This window comes from Pseudomonas sp. FFUP_PS_473, assembly GCF_002858665.1.
GTDB lineage: Bacteria > Pseudomonadota > Gammaproteobacteria > Pseudomonadales > Pseudomonadaceae > Aquipseudomonas > Aquipseudomonas defluvii.
Genome location: NZ_PJQQ01000010.1, coordinates 19213 through 42511 on the forward strand (window position 1 = coordinate 19213; position 23299 = coordinate 42511).

Below are 23299 nucleotides of genomic sequence, written 5' to 3' on the forward strand. Positions count from 1 at the left end.
AGGGGCTTTCCCTGGCAGTACACACGATTGTAAGAGGCGGCATCATTGTCTACGGGTAATTTGGATTTCGAACAATTCCGGGTCTTCCTGGAAAAAGCCTGTGGCATCCTGCTCGGCGAAAATAAGCAGTACCTGGTTTCCAGCCGTCTCAACAAGCTGATGGAGCAGCAAGGTATCAAGAGCCTGGGGGAGCTGGTGCAGCGCATTCAGACTCAACCGCGCAGCGGTTTGCGCGAGCAGGTGGTGGATGCGATGACCACCAACGAGACCCTCTGGTTTCGTGATACCTATCCATTCGAGGTGTTGAAAAACAAAGTACTGCCCGAGCAGATCAAGGCAAACCCTGGTCAGCGTCTGCGTATCTGGTCGGCAGCCTGTTCGTCCGGGCAGGAGCCTTACTCGATTTCAATGGCGATCGACGAGTTCGAGCGTAGCAATATTGGCCAATTGAAAATGGGCGCGCAGATCGTTGCGACCGACTTGTCGGGTTCCATGCTGGCCAACTGCAAGACCGGTGAGTACGACAGCCTGGCTATCGCGCGCGGTCTTTCCCAGGAGCGTCTGCAGCGTTACTTCGACCCGAAAGGGGCGGGGCGTTGGGCGATCAAGGCGCCGATTCGTAGTCGTGTCGAGTTCCGTGCGTTCAACCTGCTGGACAGTTATGCAAGCCTGGGCAAGTTCGATATCGTGTTTTGCCGTAACGTGCTGATCTACTTCTCGGCGCAGGTCAAGAAAGACATCCTGATGCGTATTCATGGCACGCTCAAGCCGGGCGGCTACCTGTTCCTGGGGGCTTCCGAGGCGCTCAACGGTCTGCCGGATCACTACCAGATGGTTCAGTGCAGCCCGGGTATCATTTACCAGGCCAAGTAAGCACCTGGCCAATCAAGCACCAGGCCAATCAAGCAACACGCCCAGCCAGCGGCGACAAAAAACAGGCAAGTTCGGTATCACCTGCGGTGCAGGGGGGGCCGGCCTTGCCTGTTTTCGTTTTTGCCGCACGCGTTCTTCTGCCGTATTGCCGCTTTGCTGGCGCCAAGCGGAAATCCTTTGCCGCTTTTCTGGCATTGCCGCTGCCGGCAATAGGCTGAGGTGCCCGGTTTTGTTGGGTTTTGTTTTTTGGCATGAGACTTGCTCTAGCTCAGGCAACGAACAATCCGGTCAACCTTCGAAGGTTTCCCCGACATGAGCATCAGTTTCGATAAAGCGCTCGGCATTCACGAAAAGGCATTGGGCTTTCGCGCTCAGCGTGCCGAAGTGCTGGCCAACAACATCACCAACGCCGATACCCCAAACTACAAGGCGCGTGATCTGGACTTCTCCGAGGTGTTGGCGGCGCAGGCCGACAAGGCTAAAAACGGCACCTTTTCGTTGGAGCGGACCAACAGTCGCCATATCGATGCTGAAGGTTTGAGCATGGGTGAAGAGGCGCTGAAGTACCGCACCCCAATGCAGCCGTCGGTTGACCAGAACACCGTTGATGCGCAACTGGAGCAATCCAGCTACGCCGAGAACGCGGTGGGTTTCCAGGCTAGCTTCACGCTGCTCAACAGTAAATTCAAAGGGCTGGTATCGGCCCTGCGCGGAGAGTAATCCATGTCCCTTGCCAGTGTATTCAATATCGCCGGTAGCGGCATGAGTGCCCAGACCACTCGGCTCAACACCGTCGCCAGTAACATTGCCAACGCCGAGACCGTCTCGTCGAGCATCGACCAGACTTACCGTGCACGCCATCCGGTGTTTGCCACCACGTTCCAGCAGGCGCAGAGCGGTGTCGGCCAATCGCTGTTCCAGGATCAGGATGCTGCAGGTCAGGGCGTGCAGGTGTTGGGTGTGGTTGAAGACCAGAGCAATCTGGAGGCGCGCTACGAGCCTAATCATCCGGCAGCGAACAAGGATGGCTACGTCTACTACCCGAACGTCAATGTGGTCGAGGAAATGGCTGACATGATTTCCGCCAGCCGTTCGTTCCAGACCAACGCTGAGCTGATGAACACTGCCAAAACCATGATGCAGAAGGTCCTGACCCTGGGTCAGTGATAAAGGACTAAATCAATGGCCAGCATTAACGATACGACCACCGGCGTGAATCTGAACGACGTTCTGAAAGCCTCCGGAGCCAAGACGACCAGCACCAGCAGCAGTAGCGGTATTACTGCGGCTACCAGCAGCAAGACGGGCTCTGGCCAGGCGCTCGGCAAGGATGCGTTCCTGCAGTTGCTGGTGACGCAGATGCAGCACCAGAATCCGCTTGATCCGCAGGACAACAGTGAGTTCGTGGCGCAATTGGCGCAGTTCTCCAGCCTTGAAGGTATTACCTCGCTGAACGATTCGGTGACGGCGATCTCCGGCACCTTCAAATCGTCTCAGGCGTTGCAGGCCTCTTCGCTCGTTGGGCGCTCGGTTATCGTCCAGACCGACAAGTCGGTGGTTGATACCACCAAGAGCTTCACCGGTAGCGTCAGTGTTCCGCAGTCGGTCAGCAACTTGTCGATCAATATCACCGACAAAGACGGCAAGACCATCAAGACCATCGAGCTGGGTGAACAGTCGGCGGGCAAGGCCGACTTCGTCTGGGATGGCAAGAATGAAGCGGGTGAAGTGGTTGATCCGGGTACCTACACCTTTGCTGCCAGCAGCAAGATCGACGGTACCGCTACCGCCCTCACGACGTACCTGCCGGCCACGGTCAGCAGTGTCACCTTGAGCCAGACTGGCGGCGAGATGATGCTCAACCTGGCAGGCCTGGGCACCATTGCGCTGTCCAAAGTCCAAACTATCGGTATATAGAGCCGGCGTACACGGCACAAGGAGTGAAAGATGTCATTCAATATCGGCCTTAGCGGTCTCTATGCAGCCAACAAGCAACTGGACGTGACCGGCAACAACATCGCCAACGTCGCCACTACCGGCTTCAAGTCGTCACGCGCGGAGTTCACCGACGTCTACTCGGCCAGCAAGCTGGGCGTCGGCAGTCAGACCGTCGGTAACGGTGTGCGTCTGGAATCGGTATCGCAGCAGTTCACCAATGGTGATATCACCAACACCGGCAACGTGCTGGACATGGGCATCCAGGGGCAGGGCTTTTTCGTTCTGAGCGACAACGGCTCGCTCAGCTACACCCGTGCCGGTGCCTTTCAGACCGATAAAGACAATTACGTGACTACCTCTGATGGCCTGCGTCTGCGTGGCTACGGTGTGGATGAGAATGGCAACATCATCAATGGCGTACTGACCGACCTGAAGATCGATACCTCGGCACTGGCGCCAAAGTCCACCACCTCGATCGATCAGGGTATCAACCTGAATTCGTCGGACAAGGTCATCCCGAGCACCACCACCTTCGATCCGAGCGACGACACTACCTGGAACAAGACCTTCGCCACCAAGATCTATGATAGCCAGGGTAACGAGCACATCATGGATCAGTACTACGTCAAGACTGACACCAACGAGTGGAAGTCTTACACCCTGATCGATGGTCGCAATCCGCTTGATCCTGCCCAGGAACCGCCGCAGGCACTGGAAGCTACAATCACATTCAAGCCTGACGGTAGTGTCGATACCATGACTGCTGGTGCTCCGGGTTCTGGCTACGAGGTGCAGAATCAGGTCTTCAAGCTGACCGGTTGGGTGCCTGCGACCATTACCGATCCGGATGCCAAGCCGCCAGTGTGGGGCAACAATGGTTCTGAGGCTAGTGCGTCGGGTATCGCAATCGATATGTCTGCGACCACCTCGTACAACACCCCGACCACGCGCTTGTCGCAGAGTCAGGACGGTTATGCTACCGGCATTCTGTCGAGCCTGAGTATCGACTCCAGTGGCGTGATGTTCGCCAGCTTCAGCAACCAGCAGTCGCGCGCTATCGGTCAGGTCGCCATTGCCTCCTTCGCCAACGAGCAAGGCCTGCAGCCAGTGGGCGGTACGCGCTGGAAGGAAACCTATTCCTCGGGCATTCCAGGCATTGATGCGCCGAAGACCGGTACCCTGGGCGCCATTGCCTCCAACTCGCTGGAAGCCTCCAACGTCGATCTGACCACGGAGCTGGTCGAGCTGATCAAGGCGCAGAGCAACTACCAGGCGAACGCCAAGACCATCTCGACCCAGAGCACCATCATGCAGACCATGATTCAGATGACTTGATGCTGCTGTGAGGCGATGTTTGTGAACGGACCCCTTTCTCGGAAGGGGTCTTTCATTTCAAAGGTATCGATCATGTTGCAACGATTGGCGTTAGCCTTGTTCGCAGTGCTGCTGATGACTCGGGGCGAGGCCGCTGCCGCGCCTTGGTACCGTTGGGAGAGTCAGGTGGATGGGCGTTTGGTGTGTGCTCAGTTTTCTCCCGGTGATGGCTGGAAGCGCTTTGCCGGTCCTTTCAATAACGCGGCTTGCCGCGACTACTGAAGCTTGCCGCTAGCGGCAAGCGGGCGCCGTAATTTCGACGGCGCTTTTCCCGGCCGTATCCTTGGGCGGCGATCAAGCCCTTGCCTCGCGGGGCTTTTGGCCGCTTTTGCAAAGTTGGTTTGAAACTTGCTTCAAGCACTGCAAAGCAGCGGCGAACGGCAAGTGTTCGCCAGCGCAGGGGAGAGATACTGTGGACAAGATGCTGTACGTGGCCATGACCGGTGCCAGCCAGAACGCGCTGGCGCAGAAGGCGCATGCCAACAACCTGGCGAACATTTCCACTACCGGCTTTCAGCGTGACCTGGAGCAGGCGCGCTCGATGCCGGTGTTTGGTGACAGCTTTCCGGCGCGTGCCTACGCCATGACCGAGCGCCCGGCGACGGATTTCTCGCCAGGCTCGATGCTGGAGACCGGGCGTGACCTGGACGTGGCCATTGGGGGCGACGGCTTTATCGCCGTGCAGGCACCGGATGGCAGCGAAGCCTATGTGCGTACCGCGAGCATGAACATCGATGCCCTGGGTGTGCTGCGTGCCGCCAACGGTATGCCGATCATGGGTAACGGTGGGCCGATTGCGGTACCGCCAGAGCAGAAGGTCGAGGTCGGTGAAGACGGCACCATCACCATCCGCGCCATGGGCGAAGGGCCGGAGGTAATGGCTGAAGTCGACCGGATCAAGATGGTCAATCCTGACCTCAAGTCCATGACCAAAGGTCTGGACGGTTTGATCCATACCAGCAATGGCCAGCCAGCGGTGGCCGATGCCAACGTCAAGCTGGTGTCGGGTTTCCTTGAAAGCAGCAACGTCAATGCCGTCGAGGAAATGACCTCGGTGCTGGCGTTGTCACGTCAATTCGAACTGCACATCAAGATGATGACCACGGCCAAGGAAGGCGACGAAGCCATGGCTCGGGTTTTGCAAATCGGCTAATTACACAGACGTAGCGCCGTAAAACAGGCGCGCGAGGAGAACAGCATGCTTCCGGCTCTTTGGGTCAGTAAAACCGGTCTGTCCGCCCAGGACATGAACCTGACCACCATTTCCAACAACCTGGCCAACGTTTCGACCACCGGCTTCAAGCGCGATCGTGCCGAGTTTCAGGACCTGCTGTACCAGACCCGTCGCCAGGCCGGTGCCCAGTCGACCCAGGACAGCGAGCTGCCTTCGGGTCTGCAGCTGGGTACCGGTGTGCGCATTGTCGGTACCCAGAAGAGCTTCACCGCCGGTAGCCTGCAGACCACCGAGAACCCGCTGGACATGGCCGTTGATGGCCGCGGCTTCTTCCAGATCCTGCAGCCCGATGGCACCGTCTCCTACACTCGTGACGGTACCTTCCACCTGAACTCCGATGGCCAGATAGTCACCGCCAGCGGTTTTGCCCTGGAACCGGCGATCGTCGTGCCGCCTGAGGCGCAGACCTTCACCGTGGGCCGTGACGGCACCGTCTCGATCACCACCGCAGGCAACCCGGCGGCGCAGGTGATCGGCAACATTCAGACTGCCGACTTCATCAACCCGGCCGGCCTGCAGGCAACCGGTGGCAACCTGTTCCTGGAAACCGCCGCCAGCGGCGCGCCGCAAGTCGGTACGCCAGGCCTGAACGGTTTCGGTGTGGTCCAGCAGCAGACCCTGGAAAACTCCAACGTCAGCACCGTGGAAGAACTGGTCAACATGATCACCACCCAGCGTGCCTACGAGATGAACTCCAAGGTCATTTCCACCGCCGACCAGATGCTCTCGTTCGTTACCCAGAACCTGTAAGTGAAGTCTTCGAGGTCGCTTTAACGGCGCCTGTTACACCGTGAGGTCAGAGTCATGAGTCGTTTGTTTTGCGTACTTGCCCTGAGTGGGATCAGCGTGCTGGCCGGCTGCGTTGCGCCGCCGCCCAAGCCCAATGATCCGTACTACGCGCCGGTATTGCCGCGTACGCCACTGCCGGCTGCGGCCAACAACGGCTCGATCTACCAGGCCGGTTTCGATCAGAACCTGTACAGCGACCGCAAGGCGTTCCGGGTCGGTGACATCATCACCATCACCCTCAACGAGCGGACCCAGGCGAGCAAGAACGCTAACTCGCAGATCGCCAAGAACAGTAAGGCCGATATCGGCCTGACCTCGTTGTTCGGCTCTTCGATGACCACCAACAACCCGTTCAGCGATGGCGATCTGAGCCTGAGCGCCGGGTACAGCGGTGACCGTGCAACCAAAGGCGACAGTAAAGCCGGGCAGGGCAACAGCCTGACCGGCTCGATCACCGTGACGGTGGCTGATGTGTTGCCCAACGGCATCATTGCCGTGCGTGGCGAGAAGTGGCTGACCCTCAACACCGGCGACGAGCTGGTGCGCATCGCCGGCATGATCCGCGCCGACGACATTGCCACCGACAACACCGTGCCTTCGACCCGGGTTGCCGATGCGCGCATCACCTACTCGGGAACCGGCTCGTTTGCCGATGCCAGTCAGCCGGGCTGGTTCGACCGTTTCTTCCTCAGCCCGCTTTGGCCTTTCTAGGTTCGGATGACCATGTTCAACTTCAAGCAGCTGATGACCGCCGCGCTTCTGATGTCCGTCGCGTTCGCCGCACAGGCCGAACGCCTGAAAGACATCGCCAGCATTTCCGGCGTGCGTAGCAACCAGCTGATCGGCTACGGCCTGGTGGTGGGGCTCAATGGCACGGGTGACCAGACCACCCAGACGCCGTTCACCCTGCAAACCTTCAACAACATGCTGTCGCAGTTCGGCATCAAGGTGCCGGCGGGCACGGGCAACGTGCAGCTGAAAAACGTCGCGGCGGTCTCGGTGCATGCCGACCTGCCGGCGTTCGCCAAACCGGGGCAGGTAGTGGACATCACCGTGTCCTCGATCGGTAACTCCAAGAGCCTGCGCGGCGGCAGTTTGCTGATGACGCCGCTCAAGGGGATCGACGGCAACGTCTATGCGATCGCTCAGGGCAACCTGGTGGTTGGCGGCTTTGACGCCGAAGGCCGCGATGGCTCGAAGATCACCGTCAACGTACCGTCGGCGGGGCGCATTCCCGGCGGTGCTTCGGTAGAGCGTGCGGTACCGAGCGGATTCAACCAGGGGAACAGCCTGACCCTGAACCTCAATCGTCCGGACTTCACCACCGCCAAGCGCATTGTCGACAAGGTCAACGAACTGCTCGGTCCGGGCGTGGCTCAGGCCCTGGACGGTGGTTCGGTGCGGGTTACCGCGCCGCTCGATCCGAGCCAGCGTGTCGATTACCTGTCGATCCTCGAGAACCTGGAAATCGATCCGGGCCAGGCGGTAGCCAAGGTCATCATCAACTCGCGTACCGGCACCATCGTTATCGGTCAGAACGTCAAAGTGTCGCCTGCGGCGGTTACCCATGGCAGCCTGACCGTGACCATCACCGAAGACCCGATCGTCAGCCAGCCGGGGCCGTTCTCCAATGGCCAGACCGCTGTGGTGCCGCGCTCGCGGGTCAATGCCGAGCAGGAAGCCAAGCCGATGTTCAAGTTCGGCCCGGGCACCACGCTGGATGAAATCGTCCGTGCGGTGAACCAGGTGGGGGCAGCCCCGAGTGACCTGATGGCAATCCTCGAAGCCCTGAAGCAGGCCGGCGCCCTCCAGGCCGACTTGATCGTGATCTGAGGACTGGCGCATGGATATGCCGAAAAACCCGATAGCCAACACGGCTGACAGCGGTGCCTATACCGACCTCAATCGACTCAGTTCGTTGAAGGTCGGCGACCGCGACAGCGACGCCAACCTGCGCAAAGTGGCCCAGGAATTCGAATCGCTGTTTCTCAACGAGATGCTCAAGTCGATGCGTTCGGCCAGCGATGTACTGGCCAAGGACAATCCGCTCAACACCGAAACCACCAAGCAGTACCAGCAGATGTACGACCAGCAGCTGGCGGTGAGCATGTCCCGCGAAGGCGGCGGTATCGGTCTGCAGGAGGTGCTGATGCGTCAGCTGTCCAAGCAGAAAGCTGCCTCGGCGAGCAACAGCAGCCCGTTCCCGCGTTTCGACATTCAGGCGCGGCCACTGGGCGCGACGGCGGTTGGCGTGCCTGAGCGGCCACAGGAAACCGCGGTCACACGCAACGATGTGGCGGCGCTCAATTCCCGTCGTCTGGCGTTGCCGGGCAAGCTCACCGATCGCTTGTTGGCGGGGCTGGTGCCAGCGGCTGGTGCTGTGCCAGCGACTACCAATGCGGCGCCGATTCCCGGGCGTTCAACCCTGGCTGGCGACGCCGTGGTCAAAGGTGACTGGCAACCGGCGCAAGCCTTTGCCGCGCCAGGCAACCTGCGCATTTACGGTCGCGCCATGGCCCAGCCGCCGTTGGCACCGGCCAAGCGCGCCTTCAGTTCTTCGGATGACTTTGTCGCCACCATGTTGCCGATGGCCGAACAGGCCGCCAAGCGCATCGGCGTCGATCCGCGTTACCTGGTGGCGCAGGCCGCACTGGAAACCGGCTGGGGCAAGTCGGTCATGCGTCAGGCCGATGGCCGCAGCAGTCATAACCTGTTTGGTATCAAGGCCACCGGCAACTGGCAGGGCGAACAGGCGCGGGCGATCACCAGCGAGTTTCGCGATGGTCAGTTCGTCAAGGAGACGGCGGCGTTCCGTTCCTACGATTCCTATCAGGACAGCTTCCATGACCTGGTGAGTTTGTTGCAGAACAACGCTCGCTATAAAGAAGCGGTCAAGGCTGCCGATAAACCGGAACAGTTTGTACGCGAGCTGCAGCGGGCCGGTTATGCAACCGATCCGGATTACGCAAGCAAGATCTCGCAGATCGCCAAGCAGATGAAATCCTACGAAAGCTATGCAGCGATTGGCACCACTACGCAACTATAAGGTTTGAACCATGGCGAGTTTGATCAACATCGGAATGTCGGGGCTCGGCGCCAGCCAGTCGGGCCTGTTCACCACGGGTAACAACATTACCAACGCCGATGTCGCTGGTTATTCGCGCCAGCAGAACGTGCAGCGGGCCAACGGCTCGCAGCAGTACGGCAACGTGTTCATTGGCACTGGCACCACCCTGTCCGATGTGCGCCGGGTCTACAACAGCTACCTGGAAAGCCAGTTGCGTACTACCACCTCGCTGAGCAGCGATGCGGCGGCGTACCTTAGTCAGGTGGCACCGATCGACGCTCTGCTTTCCGGCCCCGAGACGGGCATTACCGGTGCGTTGCAGAGTTTCTTCACGGCCATGCAAAGCGCCTCCGCCAAGCCCAACGAGGATGCCTCGCGCCAGTTGCTGCTGACCAGCGCGCAATCGCTGAGCAAGCGTTTCAACACCATTGCCAATCAGCTCAACGAACAGAACAGCAACCTCAATGGCAACCTGTCGTCGATGGTTGACCAGGTCAACAAACTGTCGGCAACCATTGCCCAGTACAACGACCAGATCTCACAGATGCAGGGCACCCCGAACGACCTGCTCGACCAGCGCAATGAGGCAGTACGTCAGCTGACCGAGCTGGTCGGTGCCCAAGTGGTCGAGCGTGACGGCAATCTGGATATCTACCTGGAGAACGGTCAACCGCTGGTGATGGGCAATACCGCCAACTCCCTGCAGACTTCACCAAGCCCGAATGACCCGACCCGGCTCAACATCCAGCTCAACCGTGGCTCTACGGTCATGGACGTCACCTCCAGCCTCAACGGCGGCGAGATCGGCGGCCTGCTGCGCTATCGCAGTGAAGTACTGGACCCGTCGCTCAACGAGCTGGGGCGCGTGGCCATGGTCATGGCTGACCAGATCAACCGTCAGCTGGCCCAGGGTATCGACAAGAACGGTGAGTTCGGTGCTGCGCTGTTCAATGATATCAACAGCGCTGAACTAATCAGCCAGCGCAGCACTGCCAAGGCCGGTAATACCGGCAACGGCATGCTCGATGTGGTCATCAAGGACACCGGCAAGCTGAGCACCAGCGATTACCAGGTGACGTTCACCAGCGCCACCGGCTACAGCGTCAAGAAGCTGCCGGAAGGTACCGACATGGGCACCTTCGACATCAACGACGATCCGGCACCGGTGATCGATGGTTTCAGCCTCCAGCTCAACAGCGGTGGCATGAATGCCGGTGACAGCTTCAAGATCAGCCCGACCCGCAATGGCGCCAGCAACCTCGATACCGTCCTCACCGATCCCAAGCGCCTGGCGCTGGCTTCGCCGCTGACCGCTACCAGCGGCTCGGGCAACCAGGGCACCGGCATCATCGGCCAGCCTGACCTGAAGTCGGCGCTGGACATTTACGACCCGGCCCAGCGCCTGGATCTGCAGAACGGCCTGAAGTATTCGACACCTGTGAAGCTGGTGTTCGGTGATGAGAAGACCAGCCCGCAGACCTACAAGCTGCTCGACGCCCAGGGCGGTACCCTGAGCACGGGTACCATCATCCCGGGCCAGGCCAACAAACTGCAGTTGTCGGTGCCGATGGTCGACTCCACCGGTGCGCCGATCAATGACGCCAATGGCAACCAGAAGACCTTCACCTTCGAGATGGAAGTGTCCGGTTCGCCGAAAGAGGGTGACAGTTACACCGTGTCCCTGACCGGCTCGGGTTCGGACAACAACCGCAACGGCCTGGCAGTAATCGACCTGCAGACCAAAGGGACGGTTGATGTCGGCGCCAACGGCAAGGGCATCAGCCTCACCGACGCCTACGGCAAACTGGTAGAGAACGTCGGCGGCAAGACCGCCCAGGCGCAGATGGACGTCGATTCGACCACGGCCCTGCACACCTCGGCCAAGGCCTCGCGCGATTCGTTGTCGGGTGTCCAGCTCGATGAAGAAGCCGGCAACCTGATCAAGTATCAGCAGTACTACACGGCCTCGTCGCAGATCGTCAAAGCGGCGCAGGAAATCTTCACCACACTGATCAATTCCCTTTAAGGAGTGGTAGACCGTGCGTATTTCTACTTCCCAGTTCTACCAGACCAGCGCCTCGAACTACTCGAACAACTTCTCCAATCTGGTGAAGACCGGGCAGCAGGCCAGTGACAACATCCGTGTGCGTACGGCTGCCGATGATCCGGTGGGCGCGGCGCGCTTGCTGCAACTGCAACAGCAGAGCAATCTGCTCGATCAGTACAACGGTAACATCACCAGTGTGCGTAATAGCCTGGGTACCGCCGAGTCGACGCTGAACTCCATCACCAACGTGCTGGCGCGGGCAAAGGAACTGGCTATCGGTGCCGGCAACGGCAGCTTTACCGATGCTGACCGTAAAGCCAATGCGCAAGAACTGGCCCAGCTCGAAGAGCAGCTCTTCAGCCTGATGAACAGTCGTGACGAGAACGGCAAGTACATTTTCTCTGGCTCGCGTGGCGATACCCCGCCGTACGTGCGTAATGCCGATGGCACCTACAGCTACCAGGGCGACCAAAGCAACCTGAGCCTGCAGGTGGGTGACATGCTCAGCATGGCGACCAATGAAAGCGGCTACGATGCGTTCGAGCAGGCGCTGAACACCAGTCGCAGCCAGACCTCGCTAACCGCGCCAACACCGGACGATGGTCGTGTGCGCCTGTCCGAAGGCCAGGTCTCCGGCAGTACCGTATACAACGACCGTTTCCGCAGCGGCGAACCCTATACCATCAGTTTCACCAGCAGCACCGAATTCAAGATCATCGATGCCAATAACAACGATGTCACGCTGGAGGCAACGGGAGGAGGCACCTTCGATCCGAGTAAGCCTGGCAGTATCAGTTTCCGGGGTGTCGACATGCGCCTGGACATCAACTTCCAGAACGGCGACAGCACCGATCCGGACGCGGCCATCGCTGGCCATACTTTCAGTCTGGCCTCCAAGCCTGACTCGATCAGTGGCTCGCGCAGCCCGGGCAACCCGTCGTCGTCACAGATCACTGGCGCCAACATCGTTGACTCTACTGCTTACAACAACGCGTTTCCGGGCGGTGGTGCAATCATCAAGTTTACCAGCGACACCGCCTATGAAGTCTATGCCCAGCCGATGGGGCCGGATGCCCGCCCTGTTGCCACTGGCAGCCTGACGGGTAACAAGGCGACCATTGCCGGTGTCGAGTTTGACTTTACCGGAGCGCCAAATGCGCCAAAGGGCGGGGATCAGTTCTCGGTCAAAGTTGATACCCACCAGACTCAGAACATCCTCGACACCATCTCGCAGTTCCGCAAGGCGCTGGAAATGCCGGTGGATAACGATCTGGCATCCAAGCAAAAGTATCAAGCCGCACTTGACTCGGCGATCGGTAATCTGGAAAGCGGCGCTAACAAGATCTCCGAATCCATCAGCTCGATTGGTGCCCGGGGTGCCGCGCTGGATGTGCAGGCCGAGACCAACGAAAGCCTGAAGATTGCCAACACTCAGACGCAGGGCTCGATCCGTGATGCCGATCCGGCAGAGGTGATGATTCGACTGAACCTGCAGCAGACTATGTTGCAAGCGTCGCAGCTGGCGTTTTCCAAGATATCCTCGCTGAGCCTGTTCAACCAGCTCTGATTCCCTTCCTCTGCATTATTGGTCCCTGCGCCTTACCTCCAACTGGCTGGCGCATGGGGCCTTTTTCAAGGTTCTTTCGGTGAACGAACAACCCCTCGTCAGCATCGCCATTCCTGCTTTTAATGCTGAGTTTTTTCGCAGCACATTAGCTAGCGCAATAGCCCAGAATTATTCGAACCTGGAAATCGTCATTTGCGATGACAGCAAGGATGGGCAGATCAGGGCGATTTGTGATGAGTTGGGCAAGACGACGTTGGTGCCGCTGCGCTATGTGCGCAACCCGGAGCGCCTCGGCTTTGCCCGGAACCTGGCGGCTTGTTTGAGTCACGCTTGCGGGGAGCTGATCAAGTTCCTCTGTGACGATGATGCCTTGACGAGCCAGTGCATCAGTCTCCAAGCAGAGGTGCTGTGTGAACACGAAGATGTCAGCATAGTGTTCGGTCAGCGGCTGCTTTGCGATGCTGATGACATTTTGCTTCCTTCTCGAGTACTCAACTGCTTGATCTCGCCGACCAGTGCGGTGCTCCATGGTGCCGACCTGCTGGCATGCGTAGCCGACAATACGGTCAACATTTTCGGCGGTATCAGCCATGCCCTGTTTCGCCGCTCCCAGGTAGAAGGGTACCTTGCGACATTGGTGCAGGAAGGGCAGGGCTTTGTCGCGCGCTTGGACATGGCCCTGTATATATGTTTGCTGCGTCGCGGTCATATCGTCAGCCTGAGTCAGGTGTTGAGTCTTGAGCGTATTCATGCGGGCAGGCTCAGCCATCAGGTGAAAATGACCGAGGCGGCTGCAGTTGAGAGTGAGTGGTTGTTGCACATGCTGGCCGCGCGCACTAGTGAACAAGCGCCCGCTGAAGGCTATGTGCGTTTTGTGCCGATGAACGTGTATAGCGACAATGCCGAGCAAGCCTGGCAAGAATTGGATCTGCGGAACTTTCTGACCAGACAGATCGCTTCATTCGGTCAACAAGTTGGTACGCAAAGCCTGGACTTTGCCGAGTTATACGCCGAATGGCTGGAATGCCGCAGTTTATCTGAGGGGCAGTTACAGCTTCTGCCAAAACGAATCGAGCAATGGCCCTGCAGGCCGCGCATCATGCCAGTGGTGTTCTGTGATGAGGCAGATGAAATTGCCCTGCAGGCGACCTTGGATAGCCTGACATCACAGTCGTATGCCGCCAGCCGTATTCTGCTGCTCGGTTCTGGTGATTTGTCGTCATCGACAGGTGCCGGGGTGCAGCATCAGGTTCGCCAGGGTGATGGGTTCGAGCAGATCAACGCTTTCTTGGCCTGCAACGATCAGGTCGACTGGATTTTCCTGCTGCAGGCGGGTGATCGCCTGCATCCCCACGCATTGGTCATCATGGCTGAGCGTATGGCGTTGCGCCCGGACTGTTTATGTGTGTACAGCGACGAGGGGATGCACGATGGACGGGTGGCTTCAAGTCCCATCTTCAAACCGGATTTCAACCTCGATCTGATGCGCAGCGTGCCTTATGTGGGACGCCAGCTGGCATTCAAGTGTGAGGCGTTTTCCGCGGTGGGTGGATTCGACGAACAGTTCGCCGGTTTGGCCCCGCAGGATCTGCTCTGGCGTTTGGTCGAGGCGCGTGGCCTGCACGTGGTCGAGCATATTCCTGAAGTGCTGGTACAGAGTCAGTACAGCTATGCCGACTGGCTGTCTGAGCCGTCCATTCAGGCCCAGGCCGCCCCTGTGGTGCGTGCGCACCTCCAGCGCCTGGGGGTATCTGCACAGGTAGACAGTATTCCGGGTAGCCTGATGACCCGGGTGTGCTATCGCCATGAACAGCCGGCGAGCGTATCGATCCTGATCCACGCCGGCGATGATTTGCCAACACTACAGCGCTGTGTCGAGTCACTGTTCGAGCACACCCGATATGGCCAGTATGAAGTGCTGTTGATCGCCAGTGGTGATGAGCCAAGGGAGGTACAGGGCTGGCTGGCGGCGATGGAAGGGCTCGGCGGTGAGCAGTTGCGGGTGATCCATGTTCACGGCCAAGGCCGTGCGCAGTGCTTGAACCAGGCCAGTGACTACGCTCGTGGCGATTATCTGTTGCTGCTCGATGCCGGTTGCGCACTGTTCGATGGGCAATGGTTGAATGAACTGATGTTCCAGGCCCAGCGTCCGGAAGTCGGAGTGGTCGGGCCAAAGCTGTATGGCCGTGATGGTTCGGTTGCTTCTGGCGCGCTGGTGCTGGGGCTCAGAGGGCCGGCAGGGAATCCTTTTTTGGGTTGTGCAACGGATAGCAGTTACCTGGATCGCCTGTGCCTGGTACAGAACTGGAGTGCGTTAAGCCTGGATTGTCTGTTGGTACGGCGCCAATTGTTCCATGAGTTGCACGGGCTGGACATCGACGCGCTGCAGCAGACCTGGTTCGATGCCGACTTGTGCCTGCGCGCCCGCGAGCTCGGTTATCTTGTGGTTTGGACGCCTTTTTCCAGAGTTGCTCGGCTGGCCGCAGCAGATTCACAGGGCGATGTTCAGGAGGCGGATCAGCAGGCGTTCTACCGGCGTTGGTTGAGCAGTGTTGCCTGTGATCCTGCCTACAACCGAAACCTGAGCCTGACTAACGGAAGTTTCAACCTTGAACCGGGTATGCGTAGTGGTTGGGACCCTTTCATTGCCCGGGCAATGCCTTCGGTGTTGGCCTTGCCAGTGAGTACCAATGCGGTAGGCCATTACCGGGTCATTCAGCCCTTCACCGAATTGGAGCGTGCAGGCTGGATCCAGGGGCAGATCGGTTACAGCTTGCCAAAGCTGGTCGAGGCAGAGCGGGAAAAGCCGGATGTGATGATCTTGCAGCTGCGCTATGCGAGCGACAGCATCAAGCAGATAGCGCAGCTGAAACAGTTTTCCAATGCTCGGCGAATATTCGAAATAGACGATTACATCATTGCCCCACCGAAGAAGAACGACCATGCCCGAAATTGGCCTAGTGATATCGGTGAGCTGCTTCACCAGGCCGTTGGTCTGTGTGACCGTCTGGTAGTTTCCACTGAGCCACTGGCCGATGCGTTGTCGCATATGCATCACGATATTCGTGTGGTGCCCAATATGCTCTGCGCATCGCTTTGGACCGGCCTTACCAGTGAGCGTCAGACTAGCGTCAGGCCACGTGTAGGCTGGGCTGGCGGTACCAGCCACCGAGGTGATCTGGAGCTGATGTTCGAGGTCGTCAAGACGTTGGCGGATCAAGTCGACTGGGTATTCTTTGGCATGTGCCCGGAGATGTTGCGCCCCTATGTGAAAGAGTTCCATAAAAGCGTGCCGCTGGCCCAGTATCCACAGAAGCTCGCCAGCCTCAATCTCGACCTGGCCCTGGCTCCACTCGAACAGAACCTGTTCAACGACTGCAAGAGCAACCTGCGTCTATTGGAATATGGCGTGTGCGGCTTTCCAGTGATCTGTACCGACACCAAAGCCTATGCCGGCTACCTGCCGTGCACCCGGGTGCGGGAAAACTCGGCCGAACAGTGGCTGCAAGCCATTCGTATGCATCTGGCTGATCCGCAAGCCAGCTACCGCCAAGGCGATGCCTTACGCGAAGTAGTGCTGCGTGATTACGTACTTACGGCACGACATCTGCAACATTGGGCAAATGCCTGGCTGGCTGACTGAATCCTGACGTTCGGCGGCAGGGCCGGACGCTGAACCTATCAATTGAAACAGGTGCTCTATGAATGCAATCGCAACCGGGTCGCGCAGTGATGTAACGGTCCTTCTGCTCGGACACGAACACGCCGATCACCGTGCACGGACGCAGCACTTCTACCAGCAGGCCGCTGTGCCATGTTTGGGGTTGGAGTCGTTGCAGGCCAGCAGCACCAGCGCGTTGTGCAGTGAGCGGTTGGCACTGGCGCTGCAACAGGTGACCACGCCCTTGGTGGCCCTGGCTCTGGATGCGGATTTCCTTTTGCCGAACGCTCTGGATAACGCTGCCGCCCATTTGCAGCTGCCTTCACAGGCTATCGGTGCGCAGGGTTATGCCCTGGCCTATGCCGCAGGTGATGGTCAGGTGGCCTACCACAAAGTGGGCGCTGCTTTGGCTCCTCTGGCCGGGGAGGGCGTCCCTGCACGTTTGCAGCAGTATGCTCAGGCGGCTCAATCGGCCTGGCGTGCCGTGCTGCGGGTGCCAGCCTTGCAGGCCGCGCTGGCAGCGTTGCCAGCTGATCTGGATTTCGCTGGCTGGCGTCTGGCGTTGTCTTATGCCCTGCTGGCCCAGGGTGAAATTGAGCTGCTCAACCAAACGGATGTGCTGTGTGAGTACGCGCCTTGCGCGCTACCCATGGCCAGTCGTGAGGAGCGCCTGACCCAGGCTGTGCGCACGATGCTGCAGTGGGATGCTGCCGGGCCGGGCTTGTGCACCGGTGAGGCAGGCTTTGCGCTGCTCAACCGTTTTGTCCGCAGTACATATGCCATGCTCGAAACGCCATTGCTGTTTACCTCCTCCTGGAAGTCGGTAGTCGATGGCCCGGAGCGAGTGTTCGAACCACGTCAATTCGTCGAGCTGCCGTACTATAACGGTGCGCTGTTCGATTGCTTGACCACGCTGGAGTTCCTCTGCCATGCCTGGCCGGCTGGCCAGCAGCAGTACCACGCCTTGGAAGGTGGCTGGGTTCGTCAGCGTGACTTGTTGCAGATCCACCCCAACGATACCCCTGAGAGCCTTCAAGAACGTTATTGGCAGGCATTGGCGTTGGGCCTGTTCAATCGTGAAGTCTGTCAGCGGCTGGCCGCTTCCTTCGCCTCTGATAGTGATGCGGCGATTGTCACTGAGATGAACGGCTGGCTCCAGCGTCTATCTCAGATCCCGCTGCTTGATCCTCACCAGGGCCTGGCCGCAACGAACTCTGGCCAGGTGCTTGCAGAGCTTGCAGCAGTGACTCCGGATGACGTAGCGCGTGAGCAGGTATTGGCACATTTGGCGCGCTCGCCCGCCGCCCGAATTGCCTTCGTGGTGCTGGACCTGGCGAACGATGACAATGCGTTGCAAGCCACTTTCGACAGTCTGCTGGCCAGCGGCTTGCGCAACTTCAAACTGCTGGTGCTTAAAGCAGGCAAGGCGCCGGCGATCACCACGCCACGCGATACCTTGCACTTCATTCAGGTTACCGAAAGCAACTGGGTTGCCCACCTGAACCAAGCCGTGCGTCAGCTGCCGAGTGAGTGGCTGCTGCTGATGCAAGCCGGCGAGCAAGTGATCAGTGGCGGTTTGCTGCATCTGTCACTGGAACTGAGCAGTAGCCCGGCATGCCAGGCCATTTGCGCCAACGAAGTGCAGCGCGATGAACAAGGTCGTTTGCAGCGCGTAGTGCGCCCGGGCGCTGATCTGGATCTACTGCGTAGCCAGCCTGCATTGATGTCTCGTCACTGGGTGGTACGGCGCCAGGCTGTACTCGACCTGGGTGGTTACAGTGAGGCCCAGCGTCAGGCTATCGAGCTCGATCTGTTGCTGCGCTTGGTGGAGGCGCAAGGATTGGCCAGCCTGGCCCACCTGGATGATTACCTGGTACATGGTGAACAAGCGCCAGAGGCGCTGATCACTGATGCCCGGGCGGTTCTTGAGCGGCACCTGAGAGAGCTGGGCTATCTTGGCCAGGTCAGTGATCGTGACGGCTCCGGACTGCAAGTTGATTTTCGCCATGGTGCTACGCCATTGGTGAGCATCCTGGTGGCCAGCGAAGAGGGGCTGGCACCTTTGCAGGCGTGCCTGACCAGTGTGTTGCAGCGCACCCGTTACCCCCGTTACGAAGTGGTGCTCGCTTGCGCTGCCCAGAATGGCGCCAGTGAATCGGCCGAGCGTCAGGGGCTGGGTAACCGAGTGCGGCTGCTGACTGGCGAGCCCGGCGCCTCGCATAACGACTTGCTCAACCTCGCGGCGAGTCAAGCCCGGGGCGAGTATCTGGTGTTGCTCTCCGGGCGTGGGGAGGTGATTACTCCAGCGTGGCTAGAAGGCCTGCTCAACGAGGCCCAGCGTCCGGAAGTCGGTGTCGTAGGGGGGGCTCTGTATGGAGTCGACGCGACCTTGGTCCATGCCGGCTACGGGCTGCTCAGTGGTCCGCAGGTTCATGCACCTTGGCTGGGTACGGGTAATCAGTGGCAGCTGTCAGTGCGTGGTTGTGCGGCAGTTTCTGGTGATTGCCTGATGGTGAGCAAGGCACTGTTCGAACAATGCGGTGGCTTGCAGGCGCAGCCGGGGGCGGATATCGAGCTGTGCCTGCGAGCACAGGAGGCGGGTCTGATGGTTGTGTGGACGCCGCAGGCACAAGTGCAAGCCAAATGCCTGTCGGCGCCGGATGCCGACGTTGCCCAGGCATTGGCCGAACGTTGGCCGCAGGCATTCTGTGGGCGGGCATATGATGTGCAGTCAGGCCCTGGCGCTGGCCTGGATTGGTTGGCTCAGGTCAGGACTGAACCCTCAATCTAGAGGTGTCTTTATAAGACGTTGAAGCCCACTCAGTAATGGGTTGCTCGGGATCCTGCAATGACGGGTGTCCCGGGCACTCGTCAAAAATCAATCGTTAAGTGCCGACATGAAACCAATTCGAATTGTTTGTGGAACGCGTGTATCTGAACAGGATTTCTCGACACAGACTGCCCTTGGCCGTTCCTTGCAGATCCATGCTGCGGCCAACCCTGTAGATGTCATGTTGTTTGCCGAGAACAAACAGGGCCTTTCGACACTGTACAACCGCGCCATTGACGCAGCAAAAGTGGATCCGGCCATTCTTGTGTTCGTTCACGACGATGTGCATCTGTGCGACTTCCACTGGAGCGAGCGGATCCGCGAAGCGGTGGAATCCTTCGATGTGGTTGGTCTTGCGGGTAATACACGGCGTATCGAAGGTCAGCCCGCATGGGCGTTCATCGATGACAAGTTCACCTGGGATCAGAAGTGTTACCTGAGTGGTGTCGTTGGGCACGGCAGTAGTTTCCCTTGTAGCGTCTCGAATTTCGGACCCGTGCCGCAGCCTTGCAAGTTGCTCGATGGGTTGTTGCTGGCTGCGGACAGTGAGCGCCTGTTGCAAGCTGATGTGCGCTTCGATGATCAGTTCGAGTTTCACTTTTATGACATGGACTTCTGCCGTTCGGCCGAATTGAAGGGCTTGAGCATGGGCACCTGGCCATTAAGTGTCGTCCATGAAAGCGGCGGGGCGTTCGGTACCCCAGCCTGGCGCGAGGGCTATCGTCGCTATCTAAGCAAGTATGCCGAGCAAGTCGATCAAAAAGCCCAGGAGGCTAGTGTGCAAAAGCAAACTCCGGTTCATCAGTTTCATAATCCAGACGTGCTCAAGCTGATGCCATTGAACGCAAGGCGGGTGGTGGAGGTTGGCTGCAGTTCGGGCGCGCTTGCACGCGAGTACAAAAAGCTGAACCCGGATGTCCATTACACGGGAATAGAGATTGATCCCGATTATGCGCAGCTTGCGCGTGAACATTGTGATCGGGTTCTGGATATGAACATCGAAACCGCCAGTGCTGAACTGCTTGCTGGCGATCTAGCCGCTGACTGCTGGGTCTTTGGTGATGTACTTGAGCACTTGTACGATCCGTGGCAACTGTTGCAGACGATTCGCGAGGCAAGCGCTCCGGGTAGCTGTGTTGTGGCGTGCATCCCGAATGCCCAGCACTGGAGCGTGCAGGCGCGTCTGAGTGTGGGTGAATTCCGCTATGAGGATTCAGGCCTGCTCGACAGGACGCATATCCGCTGGTTCACGCTGGTCACCATGCTGGAAATGTTCGATAAAGCAGGCTTCACGGTCGAGGCAGGCGTTCCGCGCGTGTTTGACGAGCCGCAACGCGAAAAATTTCTTCCAGCTATCCACGCAATGGCTGTATCGGCGGGTAAAGACCCGCAGGTTGCTATCCAGGACGCGCTGCCATTGCAGTATGTATTCAGGGCAGTGGCCGGTTGAAGTCCGACGTCGACATATTTATCCCACTCAAATTGGAAGTCGGTAGTAAATGCATCCTACAGCAATGCAAAATGGCAAATTGTTCTTCGATACCTACCTGGATAAAGCCTCGGCTTCAAGTGCTACGGTTGTCGTGGAAATAGGCGCGCAAGACGTTAACGGATCGCTTCGAGAGGTCTCGCCACCCGGGGTGCAATACATAGGTGTGGATTTCGTCGTCGGTAAAGGGGTCGATGTTGTACTGACTGACCCGTATCGTCTTCCATTCGAGAGTGAATCTCTCGATGTTGTCGTTACATCGTCGTGCCTTGAACATTCGGAAATGTTCTGGCTATCGTTCACGAATGTTTGCGGGTGCTAAAGCCTGACGGACTGCTGTTCATGAACGTACCGTCCAACGGCGCATTCCATCGCTATCCGGTGGACTGCTGGCGCTTCTATCCTGATGCCGGAAGTGCGCTTGTCACCTGGGCCAAACATCAGGGTATGAATCCGGCGTTGCTTGAGTCCTTTGTCACGCCTCAGCATGCTGATATCTGGAACGATTTTCTGGCGGTTTTCGTAAAGGATGAAACTTATGTGGGCCGCTACCCGAATCGAATGATCAATGCTGTCGAGGCATTTGAGAATGGCAAGGTCAATGGCAGCGATCAGCTTTTCAACTTTACCCAACTCCCGGAAGATTTGCGGCGGCTGAATGAAGCCGTTCAGCGACTGAGTAAGATGGAAGGTCGTGAATCCGTAGTCAATGATGTCCTGGAAAAGCTCTTGGCATTTACTCAGGGGCAGTCGTAAACGGCCGATACGGGTCAGCGGAAATAGCCGTCGCAGTGGCAATTGCGACGGACAAGGCGCCGGGCGCCGGCTGACCCGCTATCGCTGCAGTCTGTGATGGCCTGGGTTATTCAGCACGCCCTGTGGTCAGATAGGATTCCCACGCCTGCTACAGCAAATAGTTCATCTTCCCCTTAGCCGCTCAAGCGGCTTCGTCAACTGTCCCGGATGATGCTGGCCACGAGAAAAAACCATTCAGCACACCGTGCGGTGCGTGCCCAAACCCTGGCGGTGAAAGCGGCATGCGCGGATTTTTTGCTCCCATTGGCAATCGATTCGACAAAAGCGCGTGACTTGGAAGTCACGGCGCGCATCTTCACTGTTATCATTGCCACAACCGGGAACAGCTGAGCCATCGACCAGCGTTGCCAGGGGGGGCGTTGCCTTACCTGGTTTGTGTTCGCGGAGCACAGTGGGCATTTTGCTTTTTCTGAATTGGGAAGCCATATGATTGGCATAAAAAGTATCGCCAGTTACGTGCCTACTGAAGGGCTGGACAACTACGCCCAAGGTGCGAAATTCGGTAAAGACCAGGATTTTATTTTCGGCAAGATCGGTTCTACCTTTTTGCCCCGCAAGGACGCCGCCCAGGAAACCTCCGACCTTTGCGTCGGAGCGGTCCAGGCGTTGTTCGCTGGTAATCCAGAACTGGACCCGGCATCCGTGGATGTCGTCATTGTCGTTACCCAGAATGGTGATGCCGAAGGCCTGCCGCACACTGCAGCCATTGTCCAGCACAAGCTTGGCCTGCCAACTCAGGTGGCCGCCTTTGACATTTCCCTGGGTTGCTCAGGCTATGTTTATGGCATTTATGCCATGAAGGGCTTCATGGAGGCTGCAGGTCTGAAGAACGGCCTGTTGATCACTGCTGACCCTTATTCGAAGATCGTCGACCCTGAAGACCGCAACACGACCATGCTGTTCGGCGACGCGGCAACGGCGACGTGGATGGGGGAGGATGCCGCTTGGCAGCTCGGCAAGTCACTGTTCGGTAGCGATGGCGGCGGCGCCGAGCACCTGCGCACGACCGATGGCAAGTTCTTCATGAACGGGCGTCAGGTGTATAACTTCGCCTTGGTCAAGGTCCCGGCTCATCTGCAACAGCTGCTCGAAGCCAGCCAGCTTCAAGCCGAGGATATCGACCTGTATTGCCTGCATCAGGGTAGTGCGGCAATTGTCGATGCCGTGTCTGCGCGCTTCAAAGATGGTGAGCACAGGGATAAATTCGTCAAGGACATGAGTGAGACCGGTAACACCGTGTCGTCCAGTATCCCGTTGCTGCTGGAAAAGCATGTGCTCGGCTCGCAGCACAAACGCGTCGCCTTGAGTGGCTTTGGTGTGGGGCTGTCGTGGGGCTCTGCGATCATCGAACGACGCGACTGACAGTCGTGTGCAATAAAAACGCCGCCGTTTCCCGGGCGGCGTTTTTATTCGTGGCTCATCTGCAGGACGCTCCTGCAATGAAGAGGTTGGGGGCAGAAGCCCCCGATTTCATTGGAGTGGCAGGATGCCAGTAATTTTTTTTGAAAATCCGCTAAAGCAACCCGCCCTGACGACGATAACTATTACGAAGGTTCTCTGTGCCACCCTCGGCGAATTGCCAAGGCCGGAAGCCGTAGTACCCAATCCAACGAG

At 58.5% G+C, this 23299-nt stretch carries 20 protein-coding genes; 19 read left to right on the plus strand and 1 reads right to left on the minus strand.

Features of this window, described 5'->3' with window-relative positions; translation table 11 throughout:
- The first annotated feature begins 45 nt into the window (after positions 1 to 45).
- Positions 46 to 873, plus strand: a complete 828-nt coding sequence (cheR, locus tag CYD26_RS08835) for a protein-glutamate O-methyltransferase CheR (RefSeq protein ID WP_065759713.1) — start codon at positions 46 to 48, stop codon at positions 871 to 873.
- Between the two features lie 28 nt (positions 874 to 901).
- On the opposite strand, the gene CYD26_RS24985 is transcribed toward cheR, so the two are convergent.
- Positions 902 to 1126 (minus strand): hypothetical protein, encoded by a 225-nt coding sequence (locus CYD26_RS24985; RefSeq protein WP_145991788.1) that lies wholly within the window; start codon positions 1124 to 1126, stop codon positions 902 to 904.
- A gap of 59 nt (positions 1127 to 1185) precedes the next feature.
- Between CYD26_RS24985 and flgB the strand changes: the two genes are divergently transcribed.
- The 18 genes from flgB to CYD26_RS08925 all read left to right on the plus strand — a co-directional run bounded on the left by flgB (position 1186) and on the right by CYD26_RS08925 (position 23047).
- Complete coding sequence (gene flgB, locus CYD26_RS08840; protein WP_065759714.1) at positions 1186 to 1593, plus strand: flagellar basal body rod protein FlgB; 408 nt, start codon at positions 1186 to 1188, stop codon at positions 1591 to 1593.
- Positions 1594 to 1596: 3 nt separating this feature from the next.
- Entirely contained in the window at positions 1597 to 2040 is a 444-nt protein-coding gene (gene flgC, locus CYD26_RS08845) for a flagellar basal body rod protein FlgC (protein ID WP_065759715.1), read from the plus strand.
- Positions 2041 to 2055: 15 nt separating this feature from the next.
- Positions 2056 to 2790 (plus strand): flagellar hook assembly protein FlgD, encoded by a 735-nt coding sequence (gene flgD / locus CYD26_RS08850; protein ID WP_102052395.1) that lies wholly within the window; start codon positions 2056 to 2058, stop codon positions 2788 to 2790.
- A gap of 30 nt (positions 2791 to 2820) precedes the next feature.
- Positions 2821 to 4146 (plus strand): flagellar hook protein FlgE, encoded by a 1326-nt coding sequence (gene flgE / locus CYD26_RS08855; RefSeq protein ID WP_102052396.1) that lies wholly within the window; start codon positions 2821 to 2823, stop codon positions 4144 to 4146.
- A gap of 72 nt (positions 4147 to 4218) precedes the next feature.
- A complete protein-coding gene (locus CYD26_RS08860) occupies positions 4219 to 4407 on the plus strand; it encodes a hypothetical protein (RefSeq protein ID WP_102052397.1) in 189 nt (62 codons plus the stop codon).
- Positions 4408 to 4597: 190 nt separating this feature from the next.
- Positions 4598 to 5338 carry a flagellar basal body rod protein FlgF gene (locus CYD26_RS08865; RefSeq protein WP_102052398.1) on the plus strand — a complete coding sequence of 247 codons (741 nt, stop codon included), beginning with the start codon at positions 4598 to 4600 and terminating at the stop codon, positions 5336 to 5338.
- 45 nt (positions 5339 to 5383) lie between these two features.
- Positions 5384 to 6169 carry a flagellar basal-body rod protein FlgG gene (gene flgG / locus CYD26_RS08870; protein WP_038613405.1) on the plus strand — a complete coding sequence of 262 codons (786 nt, stop codon included), beginning with the start codon at positions 5384 to 5386 and terminating at the stop codon, positions 6167 to 6169.
- A 54-nt stretch (positions 6170 to 6223) separates the two neighbouring features.
- A complete protein-coding gene (flgH, locus tag CYD26_RS08875; RefSeq protein ID WP_102052399.1) occupies positions 6224 to 6919 on the plus strand; it encodes a flagellar basal body L-ring protein FlgH in 696 nt (231 codons plus the stop codon).
- Between the two features lie 12 nt (positions 6920 to 6931).
- Positions 6932 to 8041: a flagellar basal body P-ring protein FlgI gene (locus CYD26_RS08880; RefSeq protein WP_102052448.1), complete on the plus strand. Its 1110-nt coding sequence runs from the start codon at positions 6932 to 6934 to the stop codon at positions 8039 to 8041.
- A 10-nt stretch (positions 8042 to 8051) separates the two neighbouring features.
- A complete protein-coding gene (gene flgJ / locus CYD26_RS08885) occupies positions 8052 to 9254 on the plus strand; it encodes a flagellar assembly peptidoglycan hydrolase FlgJ (RefSeq protein ID WP_102052400.1) in 1203 nt (400 codons plus the stop codon).
- Between the two features lie 10 nt (positions 9255 to 9264).
- Positions 9265 to 11301 (plus strand): flagellar hook-associated protein FlgK, encoded by a 2037-nt coding sequence (gene flgK, locus CYD26_RS08890; protein WP_102052401.1) that lies wholly within the window; start codon positions 9265 to 9267, stop codon positions 11299 to 11301.
- 13 nt (positions 11302 to 11314) lie between these two features.
- Entirely contained in the window at positions 11315 to 12889 is a 1575-nt protein-coding gene (locus CYD26_RS08895; protein ID WP_102052402.1) for a flagellar hook-associated protein 3, read from the plus strand.
- Positions 12890 to 12968: 79 nt separating this feature from the next.
- The gene (locus tag CYD26_RS08900) at positions 12969 to 16532 is read left to right on the plus strand and encodes a glycosyltransferase (protein ID WP_102052403.1); all 3564 of its coding nucleotides are present in this window, start codon (positions 12969 to 12971) and stop codon (positions 16530 to 16532) included.
- 58 nt (positions 16533 to 16590) lie between these two features.
- Entirely contained in the window at positions 16591 to 19341 is a 2751-nt protein-coding gene (locus CYD26_RS08905) for a glycosyltransferase (RefSeq protein WP_102052404.1), read from the plus strand.
- A 106-nt stretch (positions 19342 to 19447) separates the two neighbouring features.
- On the plus strand, positions 19448 to 20830 hold the full coding sequence (locus CYD26_RS25110; protein ID WP_102052405.1) for a bifunctional 2-polyprenyl-6-hydroxyphenol methylase/3-demethylubiquinol 3-O-methyltransferase UbiG: 1383 nt from the start codon (positions 19448 to 19450) through the stop codon (positions 20828 to 20830).
- Positions 20831 to 20894: 64 nt separating this feature from the next.
- A complete protein-coding gene (locus CYD26_RS25880; RefSeq protein ID WP_371917207.1) occupies positions 20895 to 21191 on the plus strand; it encodes a methyltransferase domain-containing protein in 297 nt (98 codons plus the stop codon).
- A 20-nt stretch (positions 21192 to 21211) separates the two neighbouring features.
- Positions 21212 to 21625: a hypothetical protein gene (locus CYD26_RS25220; RefSeq protein ID WP_178081699.1), complete on the plus strand. Its 414-nt coding sequence runs from the start codon at positions 21212 to 21214 to the stop codon at positions 21623 to 21625.
- A 486-nt stretch (positions 21626 to 22111) separates the two neighbouring features.
- Positions 22112 to 23047, plus strand: a complete 936-nt coding sequence (locus tag CYD26_RS08925; RefSeq protein WP_102052407.1) for a ketoacyl-ACP synthase III — start codon at positions 22112 to 22114, stop codon at positions 23045 to 23047.
- The last annotated feature ends 252 nt before the right edge of the window (positions 23048 to 23299 follow it).

Coding starts and splice junctions, on each gene's coding strand:
- CYD26_RS24985 (WP_145991788.1), bottom strand. CDS start 1,126: ATGCCAAAAAACAAAACCCAACAAAACCGGGCACCTCAGCCTATTGCC.
- flgB (WP_065759714.1), top strand. CDS start 1,186: ATGAGCATCAGTTTCGATAAAGCGCTCGGCATTCACGAAAAGGCATTG.
- flgC (WP_065759715.1), top strand. CDS start 1,597: ATGTCCCTTGCCAGTGTATTCAATATCGCCGGTAGCGGCATGAGTGCC.
- flgD (WP_102052395.1), top strand. CDS start 2,056: ATGGCCAGCATTAACGATACGACCACCGGCGTGAATCTGAACGACGTT.
- flgE (WP_102052396.1), top strand. CDS start 2,821: ATGTCATTCAATATCGGCCTTAGCGGTCTCTATGCAGCCAACAAGCAA.
- CYD26_RS08860 (WP_102052397.1), top strand. CDS start 4,219: ATGTTGCAACGATTGGCGTTAGCCTTGTTCGCAGTGCTGCTGATGACT.
- flgG (WP_038613405.1), top strand. CDS start 5,384: ATGCTTCCGGCTCTTTGGGTCAGTAAAACCGGTCTGTCCGCCCAGGAC.
- flgH (WP_102052399.1), top strand. CDS start 6,224: ATGAGTCGTTTGTTTTGCGTACTTGCCCTGAGTGGGATCAGCGTGCTG.
- CYD26_RS08880 (WP_102052448.1), top strand. CDS start 6,932: ATGTTCAACTTCAAGCAGCTGATGACCGCCGCGCTTCTGATGTCCGTC.
- flgJ (WP_102052400.1), top strand. CDS start 8,052: ATGGATATGCCGAAAAACCCGATAGCCAACACGGCTGACAGCGGTGCC.
- flgK (WP_102052401.1), top strand. CDS start 9,265: ATGGCGAGTTTGATCAACATCGGAATGTCGGGGCTCGGCGCCAGCCAG.
- CYD26_RS08905 (WP_102052404.1), top strand. CDS start 16,591: ATGAATGCAATCGCAACCGGGTCGCGCAGTGATGTAACGGTCCTTCTG.
- CYD26_RS25110 (WP_102052405.1), top strand. CDS start 19,448: ATGAAACCAATTCGAATTGTTTGTGGAACGCGTGTATCTGAACAGGAT.
- CYD26_RS25880 (WP_371917207.1), top strand. CDS start 20,895: ATGCAAAATGGCAAATTGTTCTTCGATACCTACCTGGATAAAGCCTCG.
- CYD26_RS25220 (WP_178081699.1), top strand. CDS start 21,212: ATGAACGTACCGTCCAACGGCGCATTCCATCGCTATCCGGTGGACTGC.
- CYD26_RS08925 (WP_102052407.1), top strand. CDS start 22,112: ATGATTGGCATAAAAAGTATCGCCAGTTACGTGCCTACTGAAGGGCTG.